The following is a 24,412-nucleotide window of genomic DNA, read 5'->3' as shown; positions in this document are numbered from 1 at the left end:
AATATACGATGTTCTTGTGCGTCACACACTGATTTAAATAATATGGCTCAAAAAAAAATGATTCTCGATCTTGATACAGGTATTGATGATGCACTGGCTATCGCCTATGCTGTTGCTGATACAAACGTCGAACTAATCGGCATTATCTCAAGCTATGGTAACACATATGTTGAAACATCCGCCCAAAACTCACTCAACCTCTTGCACTTACTAGGTGTTGATGACGTTCCTGTCTTTATTGGCGAACAACATTCTTCCACTACCGACCACTTTGATGTCATGCCCATTTCACAATTAATTCATGGCAAAAATGGTATTGGTGAAGTCGAATTATCACAATCGCCTCGACTCGTTGAAAAGCAATCTGGTATTGATTTTCTAATTGAAGCAGCTCATAAATATACTGATGATCTTATTTTCATCCCGACTGGTCCTCTAACAAATTTAGCAGCTGCTATTGAGAAGGATCCTACAGTTGCTACTCTAATTGGTCATACCACACTCATGGGTGGCGCCTTGACCGTGCCTGGTAATGTCACCCCATTTACTGAAGCCAACATTCACCAAGACCCTGAAGCAGCCGATATTGTCTTCCAAAAGCAAACCAACCTGACAATGGTTGGTTTGGATGTCACATTACGGACATTATTAACAAAACAAGAAACGGCCCAATGGCGTGCATTAGGAACCACTGCAGGTGAAAAGTTTGCTGAATTGATGGACTTTTATATTGATGCTTATTTCAACCTCAATATTGATAAGAAAGGTGCTGCCTTGCATGATCCTTTAGCAGTTGCAGTTGGCATTGATGCCTCGTACGTGACCACAATACCATTAACTATGCACGTGACTTATGATCAAGAAACAGGTGATTATGGTCGTACAATTGGTGATAAAGAGAAACTTCTCCAACCAACAACTTCTCAAGCTGCCGTTTTAGTTGACACTGATCGCTTTGTGTCAGATTTCCAACAATTGATGCTTAATGTATTAGCTTAAAAAACAAGTTGACAATTCACTCAACTTGTTTTTTGTTATTCTCGTATTTGTCCTTGGCCAAACACTTCGTACTTAATTGTTGTCAGTGCCGACAGTCCCATTGGTCCTCTAGCATGTAACTTTTGTGTTGAAATACCAATTTCTGCACCAAAACCAAATTCAAATCCGTCGGTAAAACGACTAGATGCGTTTTGATAAACAACAGCCGCATCAACATCATTCATAAATGTTGCAACATTTTCTGTATTTGTGCTGATAATTGTTTCAGAATGATGCGTCGTATGCGTATTAATCCAGGTTACTGCTTCCTCGATGCCTGACACAATATGCACTGCAATGATTAAATCATTATATTCCGTGTCCCAATCTTTATCTCCGGCTACTACAATTCGCTCATCAATCGTGCGACTCAATTCATCACCACGCACCTCGACACCTGCGGCAACAAGCACATCAACAATTTTTGGCAAAAAATCATTTGCAATATTTTCATGAATCAAGAGTTTTTCTGCTGCATTACAAACAGAAGGTTTTTGCGTTTTAGCATTATGTATAATTCTTATAGCCTCTTCTTGGTCAGCTGATTCATCAACAAAGATATGCGTGTTACCAGCACCTGTTTCGATGACAGGTACTGTAGCATTGGCTACCACAAAATTAATAAACTGCGCCGAACCACGTGGAATCAAAACATCCACATAATCTCTCATATGAAGCAATGTATGGACTGTTTCATGTGATGTATCAGTAAGTAATTGAATGATATCAGGATTTAATTGATTGCGTTGCAAGACTTGTCGCATAATACCTGCAAGCACCATATTTGTCCGTTTAGCCTCTTTACCACCACGTAAAATAACGGCGTTGCCAGATTTCAACGTTAATGCTGCTGCATCAACTGTCACATTCGGACGTGCTTCATATACCATTGCTACGACACCTAATGGCACAATTCTTTTAACTATTTTCAAATCAACATGTGTGCGCCACTCATCAAAAGGGCCTGCAATTGGATCCGGCAACTTGGCTACCGCTGCCATCGACTGACTAATATCACGTATCAGTTTTTCATCCAGAGTCAGACGATGTTGCATGGGTTCACTTAATTGCGTTGCAAATTCAGCGAGATCTTCTTGATTTGCGACAATAATTGCATGTTGTTGTTCCAATAAAGCAGCCGCCATTTCTAACAACAAATTATTACGCACTGCAATTGATAAATGAGCAACATCATTGGTTGCTCTTTTTGCACGTTGACCAATTTCTTGTACAGTAAGTGCCATATTATTCTCCCTTAAATAGCGTACCAACCTGTTTACCTTGAACGACATCTAAAATAGTTGCTGGATTAGCACCATTGATTAATACCATTTGACGCTGCTGCTGCATTAAATATTCGGCTGCTTTTAGTTTAGTCAACATGCCACCAGTGCCTAAAGTAGATGAACCAGTAGCGCTGTCTAATAGTTCCTGCGTAATACTTGAAACCAACGAAATTGGTTGGGCTGTCGGATCGACAAATGGGTTAGCAGTGTACAATGCGTCAATGTCGCTTAAAACAATCATACTATCAGCCTGCGTTTCATGTGTCACAATGGCAGCCAACCGATCATTATCACCGAATGAATGTTGATGATCTAACTCATCAACCGCAATCACATCATTTTCATTAATAATTGGTATCACACGTTGCGCCAGCATCACATCGACGGCATCTATTGTGTGCTGTAGCATTAACTTATTATCAAAAACATCATAAGTTAATAATACTTGCCCCACATGTTGCTGATAAAATGCAAAACTTTGATTATATATCGCCATTAAATAGCTTTGCCCAATGGCTGCTAGTGCTTGTTGTTCAGGAATATCAGCTGGTCGCTGAGATATTTTCATTTGTTGCAAGGCAACCCCAATAGCCCCAGAAGTTACTAGAATCACTTCGTAGCCTGATTTCTGTAATTGAGTCAACGTTTGCGACAACCGATTGATCACAGGATACTTAATTTCACCCTTAGCGTCGACAATTGTACTTGTACCAACTTTGATCACTAGACGCCGCCAATTATTGTCGTTACGGTGTTCTTTTGAAACTACTGACATGATAGAACCCTCATTTAAATTAACTATATATCCGTCAGAATTATGTGAGTAGCTGACATGATATTTTATTCATTTACTAATTATTATATCATAATCATTAAAGCTAACTCAATTTTGAGCTATTGATCATATTTTTCTAAAAACGTTTTGACTTTTTCACGGTATGCTATCGGATGGTCATTAAAACTTTGAATATGCTTAGAATTTTTTCCTATCCAAAGTTCTTTTGGCGCATGAAGTGCATCGTACAATGTGTAAACCATATGTGCTGGCACAAATGTATCACCGCCACCTTGTATAAACAATGTTGGTTGTTGGCTTTTAGCAACTTGCTTTACTGGGCTAGCTTCAGAATAAGTGTACCCTGCTCTTATCTTGGAAATCCCTGACACAACATTGACCAACGGAAACCATGGCAAACCGTACATATCTCCTGCCTCGTGTTTCATCTCTTCCCACACACTTGTATATGAAGAATCAGCAATCACCGCTTTTACTTGCTTTAGTAAATCTTTTTCACCAGAAGTTGATAACACTGTTGCTGCACCCATACTCATACCGTACATCACAATATCAGACTGTTGCCCATTTTTCTTGATGATTTGATGCAACCATTGCATGTAATCACGGCGATCCAGCCAACCGTAACCAATCATTTTCCCTTGTGACTCACCATGCGCACGGTTATCTGGAATTAACACATTATAGCCCAGCTCATGAAACAACTCACCATAAATAGCCATGGTTGTCTTATTATTATGCCACCCATGAGCTAAAATAGCGGTCTTACTTGTTTTTTTATCCGCGGGTACATACCATGCATCTAGCTTAAGTCCATCATTTGATGTTTCATACCATGTTTGCTTCTCACGTGCCAAAAACTGATGTTCATATTGATAAAGCGCATTAGTTTCTGTCCGTAAGGTATCAGGTTGATTTGATTTTGGGTCACGAACTTGTGCGACCTGAAAAAAATACATGCCCGCAATTAATAATAAAATACCTAATATTATAACCAATCCAAGCAACCACCTAACTAATTTTGTCATATTCTACCCCTTAAAATAATAGCTTTCTTATTGTACGATAGAACAAAATCTAACGCAAACTAGTGACTTACTGACTAAATATTAAATTCATAGTTAAACGATAATAACATATCATCACATTTTTCAAACTGATATAATAAAAAGAAAAGCATGAGGTATATATTATGACTTACTCACAGACTTGGGACTTGGAAAGTATTTACCCAGGTGGTATTAATTCACCAAAACTGATGGCAAAATATGATTTAGTTGCTGAACAAATCCATTCATTTGCTGAAGCAGTTGATCAAGCAGAAGCCTCAGCTGAAACTATCGCTAATCTTTCTGACCTCGCACAATCGATTGGTTCTGGACTTGGCACAATCAATATTTTTATCAATGGTTGGGCATCAGTTGACTATGGTAATAGTATTTATAGCCCTCATTTTGACAAATTAGGCAAACTCTTTGTTGATTTTTCAGCACCACTAAATAAATTTCAAAAACTGCTATTAACGCTAGATGATGCATCATTTGAAAGAGTCATTCACTCTGAACGCTTAACTGATATTGCGTTCTATCTTTCTGAATTACGTACTAATGCCAAGCGCTTATTGGATGATGATACCGAGTCACTCATTAATCAACTGGATTTAGATGGTCAACAAGCTTGGTCTAAACATTATGATACCATATCGGCGTCCTTATCCATGAATTACACAGATAATGAAGATGGTAAAACACGACACATTTCTGCTGGTCAGGCATTGAATATGTTAGATGGTGAAGCTAACAACGACACTCGCGCCAACATCATGGCTAACTACGAAAAGATGTGGAGCAATGCCGAAAATCTTACCGCAGATACTTTAAATCATCTCGCTGGCTTCCGATTAACGAACCAAAAAGCGCATAACCGCAAGAATCATCTCGAACAGCCACTAGAGATGAACCGTATGTCTCAAGCAACACTTGATGCAATGTGGCGTGTTGTAGACGACAATAAATCAATATTTAAACCTTATTTTGACCGAAAAAAACAATTACTCGGTTTAAAAGATATTGGCTGGCAAGATCAAGTCGCCCCATTGACAAATATCGGCGACTACCAACCTGAAGAAGTATCCTACGATGATGCAGCCGCTTTCATTATTGAGCAATTTGGAAAATTTTCACCTAAAATGGCTTCATTTGCTAAAATGGCATTTGAAAAACGTTGGATTGAGTCAGAAAATCGTCCCGGAAAACAACCAGGCGGCTACATGGAGTCTGTTCCTGATTTACAGGAATCCCGTATTTTCTTAACTTACACAGGATCCGTTAATGATGCAGCAACCATCGCTCACGAATTAGGTCACGCCTTCCATTCTGCACAATTGACAGATTTACCATTATGGCGTGATGCTTATGCAATGAATGTGGCCGAAACTGCTTCAACTTTTGCAGAACTGATTGTTAATGATGCCAATGTCCGTGGCGCAAAATCAGATGCCGAAAAGTTAGTTTTACTTGATGCTAAAATGACCAATCCAATTGCGATGTTCTTAAACATTCATGCGCGTTTCTTATTTGAAGATGCTTTCTATCAAGAACGTAAAAACGGTGTGGTTACGCCACAGCGATTGAATGAATTAATGGACGACGCACAAAAAAATGCCTTTGACGGTATTTTAGATGTACGCCACCCACACTTCTGGTCATCAAAACTGCATTTTTTCATTGATTCCGTCCCATTCTATAACTTTCCTTATACTTTTGGTTATTTGTTTTCAGCGGGTATTTACGCGCAAGCACAAAAAGACGGTGCTGATTTCGAAGATAAATATATCGCCTTATTGCGTGACACAGCTAATATGACTTCTGAAGAACTAGCAAAAAAGCATCTTGGCGTGGACCTCACGCAACCAGATTTTTGGCAAGCTGGTGCTAATTTAATCCAAAAAGACATTGATGAATTTTTAACTTTATCAGAACAATTTATTTAATATACTAACTAAAAAGCATGAGTGAACTTATGCTGTCTATAAAACGTTGGGAATATTTAACAACATATTCCCAACGTTTTTAATATATTCTATTAATTAGCGAAATAAAAACAAGATATTTAGTAATATCTTGTTTTCAACCTATTAATGATTAATGTGATTAATTACAGCTTGCTTCTTTTCTTCAGAAAAAACACCACTATTAAGTAAATCCAAAATTGATAATACGCCTGCGCCAGTACCAAAACTCCCCTCATCTATGACTTGAAAAGTTGATTTCCAACTGTTCAATGGCTCAGGCAACCCACTAACTTCTGCTAAAGCTTTTGCAATATTTTCAATAACTGCTTGACGAACAGGCACTGTCCAATCACCATCCATCACCAAAACATGTACATTAATATTGTCAGGCATTGGATCTAAATCCGACAATAGTTTGCCAGAAACAACCATATTTTCTGATTTGAATTCGGTAAATGTCACCTGAAAACCAACACGAGCTGCAGCAACAAACTGACCAATTTCAGGAATCATAACAGCATCAGTCAACTTTTCTGCCAACATTCTTTTTTCATCAATCGTAAAACGGCCTTCTAACGTATTAACATTAATAATTGTCATTATGCAATTCTCTTTTCTTTTAGTATACTAAGTATTGTATTCTCAATAAGTAATTAATATAAGTACTGAAAAAAAGTTTAGTATGTTTTAAAATTTAAGGACAATCTCTCATGACCAATAACTCCAATCCAATTCAAAATGCACTAACAATTATTTCGGGTAAATGGCGTACGCAAATCATTTGGCAATTGGCTTTGGCTAAAACAATCAGATTTAATAAATTGAAATCACTGTTACCTGGTATTTCTGATACAATGCTCTCTCAAACACTGAGTAGTTTTGAGCAGGAAGATATTATTCATCGGCATGATTATCAAGAAATGCCACCTAAAGTTGAATATTCATTGACCAAAAAAGGTAAAGAATTACTACCCATCCTACATGCGCTAATTAAATTTTCGGAAGACAACGACCAAAAATCCGACGAATTTTATCAAATATTAGTAAATGAACTAGCGCTTTCAAAGTTGTCTCCAAATGACTTTGAATCATTAATATCAGACCCTGATTTAAAAGAACGTATAGCCAATTTACTTAAAAAATAATCTTTACTTTCGCTTACTTAAAATAAGTAGTATAATCAATGTGAATACCAAGGAAGATCAACACATTGTTGATCATATATAAAGGAGTTTCACAAATGACAAAAACGGCGTTAGTAACTGGTGCCAATAAAGGTATTGGCTATGAAATTGCAAAAAACCTATTAATAAAAGGCTACACTGTACTTGTAGGTTCTCGAGATGAAAGTCGCGGTCAAAAAGCCGTTGATGAATTAAAAACATTCGGTGACGCCAAGTTACAGATCATTGATATGAGTAAAGTCAATGAATTAGCTAAAATTGCTGAAGATATCACAACTCAGCATCCTGATTTTTCTCTCTTAGTTAACAATGCCGGCATTGCTGGTGATATGGGTAAAACTGCTTGGGAATTTACCACTGATGAATTGGTAGAAACATACACTGTTGATTTTCTTGGTCCTTATGAATTAAGTCGTTCACTTCTTCCGATTCTAGATAAGAATAATGGTCAGATATTAAGCATGACCGTCCCAATTGAGCCCAATAATTTCTTCCATCCCTTTGGCTATCTTGCAGCTAAAGCCCCACTTAACGTCATGACTAAGAATTGGCATGTTGAATTTAAAGCACAAAATAAAGCTATAGAAATTTTCGCATTCATCCCCGGTGGTGTGACAACAGATCTCAACAATCATATGGCAGGTCCTGGATTCAAAACAGCGGCCGAAGCTGGAAAGTTAACCGTTGATCTAATAACTGATAACACTGATCGTTCTGGTCAGGTAATTAATTTTGATGGTAACCCAATAAGTTATGATTAATTTTGTTCCCCTCCCGTACACTTGATTTATCTAGTATACGCTAGCATTAACTAATTATAAAAAAGCCAACCTGTTAAATAACAGGTTGGCTTTTTTTGATTAGTTTACTTATATTGTTGTTCCAAATGACTCATCCAATAACCAATCCAGCCACCAATTAAAAATAATACGATACTCATACAAACACTGAGTAATGTAAAGCCAGTGTAATCAGCTACAGGTGGAATAACAATGAGTAGTGTGGACACCACGACAATACCTAAAATAAAATGATAGACTTTTGCATGGAAGTTTTGCAGAAGATAGTGCATGAGTTTGGAAAAAATAACTAGTGTCAAAGCCCCACCAATAGCCATGGGTATAAAGACTGTCAGATCGGCATTTTTGAAACCTTTAATCATTGGATCAAATAACCCTAGATAAAGCAGTAAATTAGATGGACTTAATCCTGGTACAATAATTCCCAAAGCAATCAGCCCACCTGCTAATAACCATGAGAAAAAGTTAATTGGTAAATCACCAAAAATAGTCGTCATATTATACAAAAATATGCCACCAATGATTACCGTTCCAATAAATAAGAACCAATCTGACCGTCGACGGCCAGTCTTCGCACTTTCTTTAAACAATGATGGCAATGTTCCCACAATAGCACCTGCAAAACCCCACAATACAACAGCTTTGTAAGTGGTCAACAAATATTCTAATGGGTTACTTAATAAAATAATACCCGCAATACCACCTAGCCCAACTGGCACAAAAAACCAAAAATCTTGTTTAAAATTCTGACGAATATGCGCCATAAAACTAAGCATACGCTCATATAATCCAAGAATTGCAGCTAAAACACCACCTGAAACACCAGGCAGAATAAACCCTAGTGCAATGAATACACCTTTTATGAAACGTATGAACCAATCTTTAATTAATTTATTTTTCATTATCATCCTATATTCAAATTAATTGTGTTAACCACTCAAAACCATACAACAGTAGCAAGCTATAGCATGCGATCCCAATAGGTTTACTCAAAAGTAATATCCAAATAAACGTCTTGAATCGCATCTTCGTCACACTCGTCAGTAAAACCAATGCATCGTCAGGTGCAATGGGAAAAGCCATAAGAACAGTAAATGTTTTTACCCAACCTTTACTATTAAGTTTATCAATATATTTGTGATGTATTTTTCGTGACACAAAAGTTTCAACAATTGGTGTACCAAAGTAACGCCCAATACAAAACAGTATAATTGATCCAACAACAATACCAATGTAATTATACAAAAACCCAAACCACGGGCCAAATAGTAGCGGGCCAACTGCCAACGTAATACCACCAGGAATAATGGGAACAATAACTTGGATCATCTGAACGCCAATAAAAGCTAACGGCCCCCAAAACCCAAAATTTTTAATTGTTTGTCGTAGCAGTGATGGGTTAGTGAGTAAACCTTTGTACCATAAATAAAATCCAAGGCATATTGTGCCAATTAAACCAATACTCGTTGCTACCTGTAATAATCGTCGTATGATTTGACGTTGTTTGATACTTAGTGTCATTGTTTTCATTTATAAATAGCCATACCTGCCATTTTATTTCTTATGTTCAATCAGTTGATGATATGGTTGCCCAAAGCAATTTATCACTGTATTCGTTCAAAAAATTTGAACTATTCAATTTCAATATCGCCGTTTTGATTTTGAATAACCAGCGCAGCTGTACCCTGCTGCTGAGCAAATGGTGGTGTGATTTCAACATTACCATTTGTTGCTTGAGCTGAAAATGTTGGTAATTGTGATGTTTCAAAAGAAATATCTCCACCTTGATTCGTAATGCGTCCACCCTTTGTGATCGTACTATGTTCAATATCAACATCTGCATTTTGCATTGATACATTAATATCCTTAATTGTACTACCATTCACAGTTAAATCATCGTTATAATTTTTGGTCGTTAACTGATCAGATGTCACACTGTTCAAATCAACTTCACTATTTTTAGCATCAATAATTATATTTTTAGCGATAACGCGAGCAAAATCAACATCATCATTTTGCGTTTTGATATTGATGTTATCAATCGCTAAGTCTGAAGCTGACACGTGTCCGTTATTTTGAGTAATGTCTATATTTTTGATGTTCGTTTGCTTAGGTATTGTAATTGTTACACTCGGTCCAGTTTTAATGCCATCATCGTCATCACCGATACTAAACCCCACAATATGCCGATTAGATTGTGAAGTTGATTTTGTATCAACTTTCAGTTCACCATTACTATAGTTTATCCGAGCTTTTTTCTCATTACCATTTTTATTTTGCGTGACTGAAAATTGTGTGCCCTGTTGCACATATACATTGGTATCATTTGATATTACTGTGAGCTTTTGAATATTTTCTGTTTCTTTCGGCACTTGATTTGTTAAATCAACGTTTGTTAAGGCACGTCTTTTTTGATAAGCTATGCCACCTTGATTCCAAACAATTGTCCCAGGGGTATCAATTAATGCTGATGTTGTTGCTGCCACTACACCAACGACTAACAGTGACAAACCGATAATTGTTCTACGCTTCATAATTTGCTCCTTTTTGGATATATCGACGACCAATAAGTTTAATAATTTTCGCAAAACTATTGATTAATATTTTAGTCAAATTAATCAGTAATGGTACGACAAGAATTATTAATCCAATCATTGCTGAACCAACACCAATTGCAAATATTCCCCCTGTGAGCGAGCTAAAGAGAATAATAATACCCGCTATTATGCTGAATACTGCCAATATTGCAGAGATGACTAATGATATCATGACACTCACAATCACCGACAATACGACACCAATGACAACAAGTAATAAAAAGGCAGCGACAATTGTAGCTGATAAAGCAATTGGTGAGGCCAAAATACCCAATAAAACAACCCAAATCATACGTAACTGATGTTTCGGCTTATTTTCGACGGCATCATCCTCATTCATATAAAAATCAGCAATCAGACGACGCGAAAATTGTTTTGATGAGCCGAATTTTTGGTGTGCTAATGTATCATCAATATGTGCATCCGTAAAATATTCCTCATAGTATGACATCATGTCATCACGCTCATTGCGTGGTAAAGCGTGTAAATAACCTTCTAATTCATCTAAATAGCTCATCATTCTTCTCCTAAAATCTCGTTAATCCCCGTGGCGAAATTCTTCCAATCAGTTTTGATGCGAATTAAATGCTCGCGACCTTCTTGTGTTAACTGATAATACTTCCGCATGCGCCCTTCAAATGGTTCACTGTACGTGGTTAATTCCGCACACCTTTCCAAACGCCGCAATACTGGATACATCGTTGATTCTGACACAGTAACATGTTGCTTAACTTCTTTTGTGAGCGCATAACCATATAAATCTTGCTTCTCTAAAATAGCTAACACTGTACCATCGAGCAATTCTGTCGGTGTTTGTATGCTCATGCTATTTCTCCTTATATACTGTTTCTTATATAATATAATATATCTTATATATGGTTTAATTGCAAAAAAAAACAACTGTTAAAGTTGTTTCCATATATTTATAGTTTCTGAAATGTTTTTACTCTGAGTAATCATACTAACCACTGCTGCACCATCAACATTTGTAGCTAAAACATCTGGTAAATTCTTTTGGGTAATGCCACCAATTGCGACGCTAGGCCATTGACTTTGATTAACAATTTTGTTGAGACCTGCAATACCAATTGTTGGACTAGCATCTGATTTAGTAGTTGTCTCATATACCGGACCAATACCAATATTATCAATACCACGCAAACCAGCAATCCGATCGTACTCGGCTTGATTTGAAACCGAAACACCTACGAATAAAGGCGCACTTGCCTTAATATTTTCAGAAATATTACCATCACCTTGCCCAAAATGAACGCCATCCGCGTTGACAACATGTGCCAATGCGATATCATCATCAATGACCAATGGCACACGATATTTCGTTGTTAATTGGCGTACTTGCTGAGCAACACGCAATTTATCATTCCCAGTTAATGCATGTTGTCCTTTCTCACGATACTGAAATAAAGTAATGCCACTTACCAAAGCTTGTTCCAAAATATTAAAAAATTCTGCTTCATTAGCAACATTTTGCGTACCTAAAACAAAGTAACGCGCTAACATGCTTTTATCAAATGTCATCCAACACCTCCGGAGAATTTAATGGCTTAACCATCGCCAAATGATTCAGAGGTCCATGACCATGCCCTACTGAAATACCTTCGCGAATTGTGGCATCAACATAAGATTTAGCCAAAATAATCGCTGTTTTTAATGCCTTGCCTAAGGCTAATTGTGCTGTAATGGCTGCTGAAATTGTATCGCCTGTACCGTGGGTTCTCACAGTATTCACGCGCATACTTTTCAACCAAAAATGTGTTCCATCTTCCAACAACACATAGTCGTAAACTGCTTGCCCTTCTGCATGTCCACCCTTTAATAAAATATTTTTTGCCCCAAGCTTTTGAATAGTTTGCGCCACCTTTTGCACATCTTCATGGGTACTAATCGTACGGCCAGATAATACTTCCGCTTCTGGAATGTTTGGTGTGACTAATGTGGCTAATGGCAGTAATTCTTTTTTAACAGCATCAATAGCTTCCTCAGCCAACAAGCGCGCACCACCTTTTGCAATCATCACAGGGTCCAAAATAAAATCACCGAACTGTTGCTTTTTAATGGCATCAGCCACAGTTTGAACCGTCACGGCATCACCCAGCATACCAGTTTTGAAAGCGCGTATTTTCAAATCAGTTCCGACAGATTCTATTTGGTTTGTTACCATATTTGCTGGAATCATTTGAACTTGCTGTACACCAATTGTGTTCTGTGCTGTCACTGATACGATCACATTAGCACCATAAACACCCTGAGCTGCAAAAGTCTTCAAATCAGCTGAAATGCCTGCCCCGCCACTCGAGTCAGTACCAGCAATGGTTAGTACTTGTGGTGTTTCATTAATCATGCGTCACCTCTTGCTTAATGAAATCTTCTAATTCTTCTTCTGGCAACAGATATAACTCATCTAACAATTGATTTGAAAAATAACCAGGTGTTGCTACTTTTTTAGTCGCCTTAAGCCCAGCTAATTTCATCGTTGCCATAGCACGTACCGTATTATCCAATGAGATACTATCACCATTAAATGCGCCAATCAAAGCAGATAAAGCATCACCCGTACCAACATTAGTTGCCAAAAGTGGCACATCAGTTGCAATGCTTATTGTACTTTCGCCATCACTTATCACATCCTTTTTGCCACTCAATGCAATAATAGCACCAGTTTTTTGTGCAGCTAATTTGGCAATATATGCAACATCCCCATCACCAGTTGCATCAATACCATGACTAGCAAAATCAACATCAGCAAACCAAGCAATTTCTGCGGCATTTCCACGAATGATATTTACCTGAGATTCTGAAATTAGTGATTTGACGGGTACACTTCTTGAGGGTATAGCTACAGCAACAGGATCTAAGACGACAACTGTCTCAGTTTGGTTGGCTAACTGTATCAGTTTAATTGTTGCAGGTAATTCCTCACGTTGCCATGTACCTGTATTAACAACTATGGCATCACTTAGTGAGACTAAATCTTTAAATTCTTCAATTTCACGCGCCATAATTGGTGAACCACCAATAACATTCACAACATTGGCAACGAGTTGTGGTGTGACATAATTAGCGTAATTAAAGACAAGTGGTGTTTGCTGTCTGAGTTCTGATAGTTTCATCATTAAATCCTCTATTCATTTTAAATTATTTTCTAACTTAGTTAATATTTAAAATACTATCTGACAGATCAAAAAAAGCCGTTACCTGATCTTCACGTTAGGAGAACAGGTAACGACTACACAATATAAGCAGTTTAAGTAGTTATCGTAGATGTTATCTCCCTTCGCATGCATTATCATGATCAGGTTCAATGGGTATTTCTCAGCCAAAAAGGCACCCCAGATAGATTATTAACTCATGGCATTATTGTAACGTAGAACAATTATTTATGCAAGATTAAAATGTTAACCCCACCACGTTTTATCGTCAAAATCACGCATTTGATGTGTCAAAGACAGTTGGTCTGCTGATGAAATATGAAAATAACTCACTGTATAAGCATTTTTCATCAAATTTTTCATTTGTTTGAAAGTATCACTATTGACAAAATTAGCCAACGCTTGGTGATCTGGCCAAAAGGTCCACAACATAAAGTCTGCTTTGCCATTCGCATTTTGTGCCATAATCGCGTTGCCTGTGACCAGTTGTTCAATCAATTCATCGTTACGGCCCTTGGTCTGAAAAGATATTTGATGAATGACTTCACCAGCTAAATTACCACTCACAACACGACTATCAAAACTAAGAGGTCGCTTGAACTGGGCAACCAATTCTGGTTCATCGACAATCAGCACATTTGCGCCAGAAAGTTGTGTTTCTTTGCCTAAATAGAAAAAATGTGCGGAGTTAGCAGCTTGGAATGCCAATAGTTGTGCTGGTAACTGTTCAGGTGCTAAAACTAAGTTAATTTTCATAAGAAAGGCTCCTTTAATGTTCTAATCACATCTTCTGACAAGCGGGATTGATTCGTCATAATAAATTTTTTGATGCCCGAAAAAGTTCGTAAATCTACAACTGTTGATATGACTTCTGCATCAATTAAATGTCGTGCCAAGCTAATATCTTCACGTGTTATTGTTGTCATACCAAAATGTGCATCTAATAATAGTGATTCCCAACGATTTTGCAATAATGCCTCTGCCCGTTTAAATCGATCATCTTTATTAATGAGGCTCTTCAAATCTCGTGGGCTCAATTCTTTTGTCATACTACCTGTGCCAGCTTTCCATTGATCTACAAATTCATAATTTTACCAAATGGTTCTAAAATACTTAGTTTATGGTCGGATAGCAACAACCAATAAACTTGACGAAACTTGGTAGATAATACTGTTTCTTCACCATCTCCATCTGTTAAAATGACGACAACTGTGTGTTTCGGATTGAATTTTCTTACTTTTAAAGTATCAAATATACTTTGAAATTGTGTCCCACCACCAGCTTGACGTTGCCATTGTTTGATATTTTTAATCTCATGAACCGTTGTATCAAATGAAAAAAAAGTCACTTCAACATCAAATTGTTGTATAATTTGCCTCGCATTTGCTAGCATAACCCCTGCCTGATGGTCAGAAATAGAAGCTGAATTATCAATAAAAACGGTCACCTGAGCTTCATACTCACTCACTGATCCTGGTAAATCTAGTCGATAAGCTTGCCGACGATTAAATCTTGAGTGTGATGCTTTTTTTTTCGTGGGTAATTGGCTGATTCCAGTCCGTAAAATAGCTTGCCAGTGACGTTTAGGTGCGGTAACCGAAGCAATTTTTTTCAGCACAGCAGTACCTATGTCCCCTCTCCCTGACCGATTGGTATCTTCAGTTGCTTTCTCAATCACAAAATTAAGTGCTGATGTTGCTTCGTCAATACCTTGACCAGCACTTGCCCAATCACCATGCCCATCAACCGGCTTTGGTCCTCGTGCTGGCTGATTTTCTGTTAATTCAGACAACAAAGCAATATATTCAGCAGAATCTTGTTCAATTGGCAACATTTTACCATATAATCCTAAAATTGTTTGTAATGTCACGGCACCTGGTAACATACCTAATGCAATCGGTAAATATTGATTAACGGCTAAATCTGTTCCCCAATCAATCAGATTAGGACTTTTAATCCGCTCATCAGCATAACGTATTGGATGTTGCCAGATAACATGCAAGGCCTCGTGCGCAAAAGCAAGTGCAATCTGTGTGTGATTTATAAAATAAGTTGTCAATAATATTGGGTTAATAACCAAATGCCATTGATTAGCCTGCCATTTTAAAGATAAAGCATTGCTAGCTGTATCGTTATTTTCACGAGCTAAGTTCATAATGACATTACCATATAACGGTGCCACATCAAGTAATGTCTTGATCCCGTCTACAATTAATTTGTCTCTATCTTCTGCATTCATCGTGTAGCAATATCCATAATTTGTTGATACAAAACATTAGCATAATGTGAATCGGCACGATATAAATCATCTAAAATTGGTGAATTAGTCATCTGCTTAATCAATGCATATTGCCCATCTGGTGCTAATAGATGTAATAATTCTCCGAAGCGTCCGGCATGATTGTTTGATGTTAAATTCGATGTCAGCAAAACTGTTTTCATAACAGTTAATTTTTGAATCTCAGACATACGAACAAACTGTTGACGAATGTCTTGCGGTAATTTGGGGCCTTTTGGTTCCGAATCAAAAATATTCTTAGCAGTTAATCCACTAACTTTTTCATGCACGAAACTAACAAATTGTGTTGCAACAGCTTTTCCTAAATCTCCAGCAACGATATCAAATAACAAAGTATCTTGCTGCTGAGAAGGTAGTTTGCTGAGTTCATAGAAATTATCTGACACACGTTGCCAAGCACGTGGTGTTGGATTCAAATCAATGCCTCGTGTTTGAGGATATAATAGCTCAGCATTTTCGGCTATAAATTGTCTGACCAATTGATGTATATGTGGTCGCTGGTTGCCTGGTTTTTCTGCCCATGACAACCAATCGGTCACAGATACTGTCATGACTAAACGTGTCGTACGATCGTTAATTGCTGCATCTGAAGTTTGTACCGCATATTCAGCATTTTCAAATCCTGCCATTGAATCATCTGGATTTTCGGCCAGAATAAGATACACATTATCTGGCAAAATAAGATCATTAATCTGCCGTTGTAATACCAGATTCATTAATTCACTTTGGACAGCTTGTGATCCACGGTTAAATTCATCTAAAAACCAAATAATTGTTTGCTTTGGAAAACTTTCAGCTTGTTGAATAATTTGAATCAGAGTATGTGTGTACCCAAATTTTACATCTGCTAACTGACCATAATTTTTAGTTGTTAAAAAAGCATCCTTTGTGAGTGGCGGAATGGGTATTGCCAAGTCCCCTTTCTCTGACAACGAAACAACAGTAGTAAATAGTCGAGCTTCCATATGATGTGCAATTTCTGAAACCAAGGCTGACTTACCAATACCAGCTTCGCCAACAATATTTGGCACATTGCCACCACGTAACACAAGCGGTACGGCAGTGAGTAGTTGTTGAAACGATAATGACATATGACGTCCTCTTCTTTCTTATTTCAATTCTACCGCAAGTAAACTTTTCGTGCTAAAATAAAGTCATGACAAAACTATTAATTCTTGGTGCTAACGGCCAAATCGCAAAACTTGTAGTTCCAATGTTAGCCAACACGCTAACAGAGATTAAATTGACCTCTCTACACGGTCGACCAGACAAAAACATTAAATCACTTGATGCCACAAATGAAAATACCTTAGCTCAAGCACTTAAGGATATTGACATTGTCTATGCTAATATCGGTGCTGAAGGGCGCCAAAAAGTAGTGGCCAATAGTGTCGTTAATGCCATGCACACTGCCGGCGTTAAGCGTTTGATTTGGATAGCAACAATTGGTGTTTATGATGAATTACCTGATAAAACACGCGATATTTGGTCAAATGTGTTAGGTACAGTCAATAATGAAAATACCTACATTGGTGATCAGGCTGCGGCTGTAGCTCGTATTGAAGCTTCTCAGTTGGATTATACAATTATTCGGCCTAATGAGTTGCTAGACGATAACGTCATGCAACAACTCAATATTCAAACAGAACGTCATGAAAAAATTGTTGGTAACCCAGTTACACGTACTAGTGTTGCTGAATTTATTACTAAACTGATTTTAAACCCAACCGATTATATCAAACAATCGGTTGCCCTTTCTGAAAAATAAGACATAAAAAGCTCGGGCAAATTGCCCGAGCTTTTTATGTCTTATTTTGAATCAGGCTTTGCTTGAACATATTTCCAGTAAGCATCAATAATTTTAGCTGATATTTTACCGTTCGTACCATCCAAGTAGTTATTCATTCCAGGAATGGCCATCGCTACAGCAAACGGTTGTCCTGGTACATACGCCACCATAGACTCTGTGTATGTATCATTGCCATTAGTCTTCGTTTCTGCCGTACCAGTTTTAGCATGAACACGTGGTCTCAATTTGTGCATGTCTTCTCCACCTGTGTTCCATGAATCAGAGCCGTTAGCCACACGATTCATACCATCTTTAAGAATATCCCACTCATCAGCACCCAACTTTACTTGACCTTGAATATTTGGTGATGCCGACCAAATTGTTTTAGTTTGGTCATTGTTTTTTTGCTTTTGCAAAATAGACCCAACCACACGTGGTTGTACGAGGTAACCGCCATTAGCGATTGTGGAAACAAAACGTGCCAATTGCAGTGTCGTATAAGTATCATACTGTCCAAAGGTTTCATACAAATATTTTCCTTGATTTTCAGCATCTGTTGGTCCACGATAACCACCAGTTTCACCAGAAATATCAATACCTGTCTTTGTTCCTAAACCAAATTGACCTAATCCATTACGAAGTGTCTGAAATGCATCTGAACGTAACCCTAATGGCGCTCCTGGACTATAATTTTGTCCACCAATCTTCATACCTAATTGTACGAAATAGGTGTTAGATGAACGCTCTAAAGCTGTTTTAGCATCTATTGGTGTTGGGTTCCCTGCTTGGTTCCAATACGATGTGATTGCTTGTGTGCCTTGAATTTTAATGGCCTGATCAGTCAAGACATTATTGTCAGCTGATATAACCCCTTTTTGAAATGCCGTGGCCAATACAGCTGGCTTAATGACAGATCCCATAACAATGGCATGATTAATATTTCCAAGTGGATTAGCCGTTTTTTGACCGGTCGCATGGTCACGATCAACACCACCCATGGCGTAAATACCACCAGTATATGGATTAATAACTGTTGCATAAGCGCCTTCAACATCGCCACCTGGTAGATTATCTTCTAATATTTTCTGAACTTCATTTTGGAAACGGGCGTTGATAGTTAACTTCAAACTGTCCCCAGCCTGGCCATTATACTTGATTTGCGAAGATTGTACTTGATCTTTTCCACTTGTTGTAACAAGAGTTTGTGAAGCAGAACCTTTCAAAATAGACTCATACCCTTTTTCCAAACTTGAATTACCTACTGGTTCATTTTGAGAATAGCCTTGTGCTAACAAAGTATGTAAACGGTCTTCCGGTAACCCTGTTGCCTCATTGGTAACATTACCAACTAATGATTTAAATTCTTCACCTTCAGGATATTGACGCGACCAGCTCGTTCCCAATTTAACTCCAGGAAAACTACTGAGATTCTCACCAATTTTGGCTAATTCTGTGTTCGTAACGCCTGATTCCTTAATAAAAGTCGTAGATAATGAATAGGCGCCACTCATGCGTTGAAATATCATAGCAGCATTTTTATCTACATCTTCAGCTAATTTGTGTTTTTGAACATAATCAACTTCATAATCATTAATTTGTGCTGCTGTTAAAGCAATTTTATCATTTTTATGTTGCTTGGTAATAATTGCCGATATTCTTTTATTATTTTTTTCATTCGATAAATAAAAATCGTTTTTCGCGCGTTCATTTAATCGTTCTGTGTCAACAGTCAAAATTTTTGATAGTTTAACGGTCGTTTCATACATTTTTTTAGCATTGACGTTAGTACCTCGTGTAAAGGTGATTGCGGCTTGTGCTTTATTTCCCACAAGGACACGGCCACTGTTATCATAGATCATCCCTCGAGGAACATTGCCTTTTTCGACCGTTTGTTCACTTGTATTAACTTCTCCTTGGTAAAAAGCACCTTGTTGAATCGTCAAAAAAGCTAATTGCACAACAAGTGCAATCATGAGCGTCAGGGCGATACCTAATAATATATTTAATCGTACTGGCAAATTAGCACTAGCACTATTTTTTTTGTCACGATCTTCTAAGTACGGATTGCGTTGCATGATTGACCCCAATTGTTGATAAATTACTCTATTTAGATTACCACAAATCTTGCTTTCGCGCTAAAATTATGATTAAAATTTGGTATATTAGTATCATGAACAAAAAAAAGATTTTTAATTCACCACTAGCATTAAGTTTTTGGATTCCAGCAATTATCATGTTGAGCTACTTTGCCTATCGCGGTATGGCACCGTTTGGGAGTAGCTCTATTCTAACTGTTGATCTAGGACAGCAATACATTGACCAGTTTGCTGCTTTTAAACATACTTTATTATCACATCCTAGTAGTTTCTTTTACTCATTTAGTAATGCCTTAGGTGGCGATATGTTGGGTGAATGGGCCTATTATTTGATGAGCCCATTTAATTTAATTTACTTGTTTGTGTCAATTAATCATCTACCAGCTGCAATTCTATTGGTAACTGTACTAAAATTTGGCGCTGCTGGCTTATCAATGGCGTACTTATTACAAAAACTTCAGATTCAAAAAGGTCACTATATTACCCTTTTTGCCATTAACTATGCGCTTTCTGGCTGGTTTGTAGCTAATGATCTGAATTTACTGTGGTTAGACTCGGCAATCTTGTTACCACTTATTATTTATCAAATCGAACAACTCTTTAAGCATGGTTCATGGTGGCGTTATTCTCTTTTATTAGCATTAGCGATTATAAGCAATTACTATATTGGTTATATGATTGCTATCTTCATTGTTCTTTATGCTGTTTGGCGCATTTCTTGGCCAAATCAAATTCACTCACGTTGGCAAACCATTAAAGCTTTTACTATCGGTAGTTTAGTTGGTGGTGGCTTAAGTGCTTGGCTTATATTACCAACATACTATCAGCTAAAACTCGGTAAGGCACAATACAATTCAGATTGGTCACTCAAATTTGATAATCATCCAATTAAATTACTCCTTAAATTAATCCCTGGTAGTTTTGATTTTAATCAAATGCAATCCGGGCAAGCTAATTTTTATGTAGCTTCCTTTATTTTAATTACTTGCGTTGCTTTTTTCACAACACGTCTATTACATTGGTCTGTTAAAATAGGTGCCTTATTAATATTGCTATTTTTGTTTGCTGCAACAACGTGGGCGCCACTCACCTTATTTTTCCATGGCTTTCAATATCCTGTCTGGTATCCTTATCGTTTTAGTTTTATTATCAGTTTCTTCATTATTTACCTAGCAGCATTAGCCTGGCAACCGAGATGGCAACCTCGTGTTCCAACGCTAATTGGTCTTTTCATCGCTTTTAGCGGTATTGTTGTTTATGCGATACTTGCAAATCACAAAACTAGCTTTATCGACACAACAAGTATTGCAATTTTTGGTAGTCTTGCGCTACTCACATTGGCGCAATTTACTTTTAACACGACCGATCGTCTGCGTTTACCAATTTTACTATTACTCACCACATTATCTCTTGCTGCCAATGTGATCCTATCTCTTAATCATTTTTCTTACCTAACAAATACTGAATATCAAAATACAGTCAAAGCACTTAAAACAGCAAATAAGACAATTAAAAAAGACACCTCATGGTATCGAGTTGCTCAAACTTTCCAACGAACCCGTGGCGATGCTATGATGCTTGATTATTATAGTGGTTCACACTTTAGTTCAGCATTGCCAAAAAAGACACCAAACTTTTTTGGCAACTTCGGACAGCCAGATGGCGATAATTATGTTGTCTATAGTAATGGTAGCGTACTGTCTGATGCCCTACTCAATATGAAGTATTTAGTGACACCGAATGGCACTGATAATGGCAAAGCTGGCCAACCTAGTACGCATCTCATTGGCTTTCGTCCCGACACTTCAAGGTACTTACTTAAATCAAAAGCCGGCACAACCAATGTTTGGCAAAACCCACAAGCTTTACCAATTGCTTTTGCGGCTCACGATGCCGCTCTCAAAACAACAATGTTACACAATAACCCCTTGATAAATCAAAGCAATCTGTGGCAAGCTTTAACCGGTAATGCTCGCTCAACTGTTACTTCCGAAAACTTTCAACAGGCAATTGGTCATAATGTTAATACGCCGACAACAATCACTGGTGCTGCTCTTACACGTGTGAATAACACAAAACCAGCTAGTTTAGATTTGAAATTTACACCACAAACCGATGATAGTTACTACCTAACCATTGGTAATGGCTTACCTATTAAAGATTTTGATTTATTAATTAATAATAAAGTCATCACACAATTTAGTAGCTATCGCCATACTGTCTTGATTAATTTAGCAACACATGCTAAAAATCAAACGCAAACTATTACTATTCGATTTAAAAATACGACAATGCTTGTATTAAACAATGTAACGCTTTATCGTGTCAATAATAACGAATTTCAACGTGATGCCCTTAATCTCAAAGCAAACCCCTTACGTATAATTAGCCGTGATGAACGCATGATTAAAGGGAGAATCACCACAACTGCTGATAAACCACTGATTATGACAACTATCCCTGACGCGCCTGGTTGGCGTATCAAAATTGATGGCCGACCAATTAAAGCACAGCAAGTTGCCGACTATTTTTTGGCCATCAAAACAACACCAGGACAACACATCGTCCAATTCACTTACACACCACCCTATTTTTTGATAGGGCTATATATTTCATTACTAGCAAGTGCCACGCTACTAGTCCCTTTCATTTATAATAAAATACTTGCAAGATAGCGTTCACCATGATATGCTCGTTCTGCTTACTATTTATAGAATAAGTCATAATGAAAGGAATTTAAAAAGATGTCAGAAGAAAAAACATTTCCAATGACAGCTGAAGGCCGTACTAAGCTTGAAGCTGAGTTGGAAGATCTTATTGCTAATCAACGCCCAGAAATTACAAAACGTATCCAAATTGCCCGTTCATACGGTGATTTATCAGAAAATTCAGAATATCAGTCTGCCAAAGATGAACAAGCCTTTGTTGAAGGCCGCATCCAAACATTGAGAAAAATGATTGAAAGTGCTGAAATTATAGATCCAAATGCAACAGCAGCAGATGAAGTCTCTCTTGGCAAAATGGTAACTTTTAAAGAGTTACCTGATGAAGAACCAGAAACATATTCAATTGTTGGATCAACAGAATCTGACCCAATTGCCGGAAAAATTTCTAACGAATCAGCTATGGCTGTTGCCTTACTTGGTAAAAAAGTTGGTGACACAGTAACTGTACCATTACCAAGTGGCGAAAGTATCCGTGTTGAAATACTAAAAGTTGAAAAGTAACACTATTCAAAAACTTGCTTCGGCAGGTTTTTTGTATATAAAAAAACTGGGAACTAAATGTTCCAGCTTTTTTTAATCAAGTAAATGAGTTAATATTGCCAATAATAATAGCACCTACTACAACTAAAATCGTACCAATAACGATCAGTCGCATTTGATAGCTAGATTTCTTTTCACCTAATAAGTAAATACCACCAAATGTTGCCACAATAATTCCCAGTTGTGAGAACGTTGTCGCAATTGTCTGACCAATTGCTGGGTTGGCTGCTGATATAAACATGAAAATGTTTCCTATAGCCCAAACTAACCCTGTAACAATATTTTTCCAAGTTGGTTTTGCAAACATTTTATCTGCTTCTTTTAAGACAAAGATAACAATCAAGAAAGCACCAATTACTTGACCAAACGCTTGAGGTCCAACAATGGCAGTCATGTAGTCAACACCATTGTGTTCTGACTTAATCGTATCAGAAATGTATCCAATTTTATTCAAAAAATTGGGTAGAACAAAGTAAAACATAAATCCAGCTGTTGAAATGGCTAAGTAGACTAGGCCTTTTGTCATATTATTTGCTTGCACTTGATCGTTAATTCCTGAGTTTAATGCACGATCACGTGCTGAAATTAGTGTTGCCCCAATAACAACAGCAATAATCGAAATGACGCCAATTGCCCACATTCTTCCTGTTTTCCAGTCTCCTAAGACAATTGCTGCCATTAAAGCATTGGTAACAATTTGACCAGCAGTCGACAATGGAATAGCAAGCGATACACCGAGATCTTTAATCGCTAAGAATTGTCCCGCAGTACCTACCGCCCATACTAAACCTGATACCAAACCAACTACCCAAATTTCTGAACCCATATAAGCATGATTAGGCATAACATAAAAAAACATTGTCCCAAGTCCAAAAATTAGCGCACCAAAAGTCATTCCTAACGTCTGCTGTCCAGCTGAACCACCCATTTTGGTATTAACAAGACCCACTGATCCCCAAGCTAATGCTGGTACGAGGGCTAATAAAATTGCTGCATTCATAATATACTACTGCTCCTTCATATTATCATGTTCTGAAAACATGATTTAATCACAAAAACTATTTTACACGAATGAAAA

25 protein-coding genes and 1 riboswitch are annotated in these 24,412 nt (G+C 37.4%); of the genes, 7 read left to right on the top strand and 18 right to left on the bottom strand.

All coding sequences use genetic code 11. From position 1 onward, the window contains the following. Positions 1-42 precede the first annotated feature (42 nt). The gene (locus tag FGL89_RS06255) at positions 43-999 is read left to right on the top strand and encodes a nucleoside hydrolase (protein ID WP_014974829.1); all 957 of its coding nucleotides are present in this window, start codon (positions 43-45) and stop codon (positions 997-999) included. A gap of 35 nt (positions 1,000-1,034) precedes the next feature. Here the strand turns inward: FGL89_RS06255 and FGL89_RS06250 are convergent, their stop codons facing one another. From FGL89_RS06250 to FGL89_RS06240, 3 genes are all read right to left on the bottom strand, one after another. Further along, positions 1,035-2,282, bottom strand: a complete 1,248-nt coding sequence (locus FGL89_RS06250) for a glutamate-5-semialdehyde dehydrogenase (protein WP_014974830.1) — start codon at positions 2,280-2,282, stop codon at positions 1,035-1,037. Position 2,283: 1 nt separating this feature from the next. Next, the gene (proB, locus tag FGL89_RS06245) at positions 2,284-3,099 is read right to left on the bottom strand and encodes a glutamate 5-kinase (protein ID WP_014974831.1); all 816 of its coding nucleotides are present in this window, start codon (positions 3,097-3,099) and stop codon (positions 2,284-2,286) included. 119 nt (positions 3,100-3,218) lie between these two features. Next, positions 3,219-4,148, bottom strand: coding sequence for an alpha/beta hydrolase (locus tag FGL89_RS06240; RefSeq protein WP_147000472.1), 930 nt, complete (start codon positions 4,146-4,148; stop codon positions 3,219-3,221). Positions 4,149-4,312: 164 nt separating this feature from the next. On the opposite strand from FGL89_RS06240, the gene FGL89_RS06235 reads away from it, so the two are divergent. Further along, entirely contained in the window at positions 4,313-6,112 is a 1,800-nt protein-coding gene (locus FGL89_RS06235) for a M3 family oligoendopeptidase (protein ID WP_014974833.1), read from the top strand. Between the two features lie 144 nt (positions 6,113-6,256). On the opposite strand, the gene FGL89_RS06230 is transcribed toward FGL89_RS06235, so the two are convergent. Beyond that, the gene (locus tag FGL89_RS06230; protein ID WP_014974834.1) at positions 6,257-6,733 is read right to left on the bottom strand and encodes a tautomerase family protein; all 477 of its coding nucleotides are present in this window, start codon (positions 6,731-6,733) and stop codon (positions 6,257-6,259) included. A 110-nt stretch (positions 6,734-6,843) separates the two neighbouring features. On the opposite strand from FGL89_RS06230, the gene FGL89_RS06225 reads away from it, so the two are divergent. Both FGL89_RS06225 and FGL89_RS06220 read left to right on the top strand, forming a co-directional pair. Beyond that, positions 6,844-7,278, top strand: coding sequence for a winged helix-turn-helix transcriptional regulator (locus FGL89_RS06225; RefSeq protein WP_014974835.1), 435 nt, complete (start codon positions 6,844-6,846; stop codon positions 7,276-7,278). A gap of 95 nt (positions 7,279-7,373) precedes the next feature. Beyond that, complete coding sequence (locus FGL89_RS06220; protein ID WP_014974836.1) at positions 7,374-8,078, top strand: SDR family NAD(P)-dependent oxidoreductase; 705 nt, start codon at positions 7,374-7,376, stop codon at positions 8,076-8,078. 104 nt (positions 8,079-8,182) lie between these two features. On the opposite strand, the gene FGL89_RS06215 is transcribed toward FGL89_RS06220, so the two are convergent. The 12 genes from FGL89_RS06215 to FGL89_RS06160 all read right to left on the bottom strand — a co-directional run bounded on the left by FGL89_RS06215 (position 8,183) and on the right by FGL89_RS06160 (position 17,274). Further along, positions 8,183-9,019, bottom strand: a complete 837-nt coding sequence (locus FGL89_RS06215) for a DUF368 domain-containing protein (protein ID WP_014974837.1) — start codon at positions 9,017-9,019, stop codon at positions 8,183-8,185. 13 nt (positions 9,020-9,032) lie between these two features. Then, positions 9,033-9,647, bottom strand: a complete 615-nt coding sequence (locus FGL89_RS06210) for a TVP38/TMEM64 family protein (protein WP_014974838.1) — start codon at positions 9,645-9,647, stop codon at positions 9,033-9,035. 101 nt (positions 9,648-9,748) lie between these two features. Next, entirely contained in the window at positions 9,749-10,651 is a 903-nt protein-coding gene (locus FGL89_RS06205; protein WP_014974839.1) for a DUF4097 family beta strand repeat-containing protein, read from the bottom strand. Next, positions 10,641-11,231: a DUF1700 domain-containing protein gene (locus tag FGL89_RS06200; RefSeq protein ID WP_014974840.1), complete on the bottom strand. Its 591-nt coding sequence runs from the start codon at positions 11,229-11,231 to the stop codon at positions 10,641-10,643. The genes FGL89_RS06205 and FGL89_RS06200 overlap by 11 nt, the downstream gene beginning before the upstream one ends. Next, positions 11,231-11,539: a PadR family transcriptional regulator gene (locus FGL89_RS06195; RefSeq protein WP_014974841.1), complete on the bottom strand. Its 309-nt coding sequence runs from the start codon at positions 11,537-11,539 to the stop codon at positions 11,231-11,233. Before FGL89_RS06195 ends, FGL89_RS06200 begins: the two co-directional genes overlap by 1 nt. 78 nt (positions 11,540-11,617) lie before the next feature. Beyond that, positions 11,618-12,253 carry a thiamine phosphate synthase gene (gene thiE / locus FGL89_RS06190; protein WP_014974842.1) on the bottom strand — a complete coding sequence of 212 codons (636 nt, stop codon included), beginning with the start codon at positions 12,251-12,253 and terminating at the stop codon, positions 11,618-11,620. Beyond that, positions 12,243-13,076: a bifunctional hydroxymethylpyrimidine kinase/phosphomethylpyrimidine kinase gene (gene thiD / locus FGL89_RS06185; RefSeq protein ID WP_014974843.1), complete on the bottom strand. Its 834-nt coding sequence runs from the start codon at positions 13,074-13,076 to the stop codon at positions 12,243-12,245. Before thiD ends, thiE begins: the two co-directional genes overlap by 11 nt. Continuing rightward, positions 13,069-13,845 carry a hydroxyethylthiazole kinase gene (thiM, locus tag FGL89_RS06180; protein WP_014974844.1) on the bottom strand — a complete coding sequence of 259 codons (777 nt, stop codon included), beginning with the start codon at positions 13,843-13,845 and terminating at the stop codon, positions 13,069-13,071. Before thiM ends, thiD begins: the two co-directional genes overlap by 8 nt. A 142-nt stretch (positions 13,846-13,987) precedes the next feature. Beyond that, a riboswitch (TPP riboswitch) is annotated at positions 13,988-14,077 on the bottom strand. Between the two features lie 53 nt (positions 14,078-14,130). Beyond that, positions 14,131-14,640 carry a hypothetical protein gene (locus FGL89_RS06175; protein ID WP_014974845.1) on the bottom strand — a complete coding sequence of 170 codons (510 nt, stop codon included), beginning with the start codon at positions 14,638-14,640 and terminating at the stop codon, positions 14,131-14,133. Continuing rightward, positions 14,637-14,933 carry a hypothetical protein gene (locus tag FGL89_RS06170; protein WP_014974846.1) on the bottom strand — a complete coding sequence of 99 codons (297 nt, stop codon included), beginning with the start codon at positions 14,931-14,933 and terminating at the stop codon, positions 14,637-14,639. The genes FGL89_RS06175 and FGL89_RS06170 overlap by 4 nt, the downstream gene beginning before the upstream one ends. 26 nt (positions 14,934-14,959) lie before the next feature. After that, complete coding sequence (locus FGL89_RS06165; RefSeq protein WP_014974847.1) at positions 14,960-16,123, bottom strand: vWA domain-containing protein; 1,164 nt, start codon at positions 16,121-16,123, stop codon at positions 14,960-14,962. Continuing rightward, positions 16,120-17,274 carry an ATP-binding protein gene (locus FGL89_RS06160; protein WP_014974848.1) on the bottom strand — a complete coding sequence of 385 codons (1,155 nt, stop codon included), beginning with the start codon at positions 17,272-17,274 and terminating at the stop codon, positions 16,120-16,122. Before FGL89_RS06160 ends, FGL89_RS06165 begins: the two co-directional genes overlap by 4 nt. Before the next feature lie 65 nt (positions 17,275-17,339). Here FGL89_RS06160 and FGL89_RS06155 point away from each other — a divergent pair, with 65 nt between their 5' ends. Beyond that, complete coding sequence (locus FGL89_RS06155; protein WP_014974849.1) at positions 17,340-17,951, top strand: NAD(P)H-binding protein; 612 nt, start codon at positions 17,340-17,342, stop codon at positions 17,949-17,951. A 41-nt stretch (positions 17,952-17,992) separates the two neighbouring features. Here the strand turns inward: FGL89_RS06155 and FGL89_RS06150 are convergent, their stop codons facing one another. Next, positions 17,993-20,047, bottom strand: coding sequence for a peptidoglycan D,D-transpeptidase FtsI family protein (locus FGL89_RS06150; protein ID WP_147000471.1), 2,055 nt, complete (start codon positions 20,045-20,047; stop codon positions 17,993-17,995). Positions 20,048-20,142: 95 nt separating this feature from the next. Here FGL89_RS06150 and FGL89_RS06145 point away from each other — a divergent pair, with 95 nt between their 5' ends. Together FGL89_RS06145 and greA are read left to right on the top strand one after the other, a co-directional pair. After that, the gene (locus FGL89_RS06145) at positions 20,143-22,743 is read left to right on the top strand and encodes a YfhO family protein (RefSeq protein ID WP_041773167.1); all 2,601 of its coding nucleotides are present in this window, start codon (positions 20,143-20,145) and stop codon (positions 22,741-22,743) included. Between the two features lie 69 nt (positions 22,744-22,812). After that, the gene (greA, locus tag FGL89_RS06140) at positions 22,813-23,295 is read left to right on the top strand and encodes a transcription elongation factor GreA (RefSeq protein ID WP_014974852.1); all 483 of its coding nucleotides are present in this window, start codon (positions 22,813-22,815) and stop codon (positions 23,293-23,295) included. A 76-nt stretch (positions 23,296-23,371) separates the two neighbouring features. On the opposite strand, the gene FGL89_RS06135 is transcribed toward greA, so the two are convergent. Further along, positions 23,372-24,334 carry a GRP family sugar transporter gene (locus tag FGL89_RS06135; protein WP_014974853.1) on the bottom strand — a complete coding sequence of 321 codons (963 nt, stop codon included), beginning with the start codon at positions 24,332-24,334 and terminating at the stop codon, positions 23,372-23,374. Positions 24,335-24,412 lie beyond the last annotated feature (78 nt).

Source organism: Leuconostoc carnosum (assembly GCF_007954525.1).
Lineage (GTDB): Bacteria > Bacillota > Bacilli > Lactobacillales > Lactobacillaceae > Leuconostoc > Leuconostoc carnosum.
This window is presented reverse-complemented; position numbering and strand designations above follow the sequence as displayed.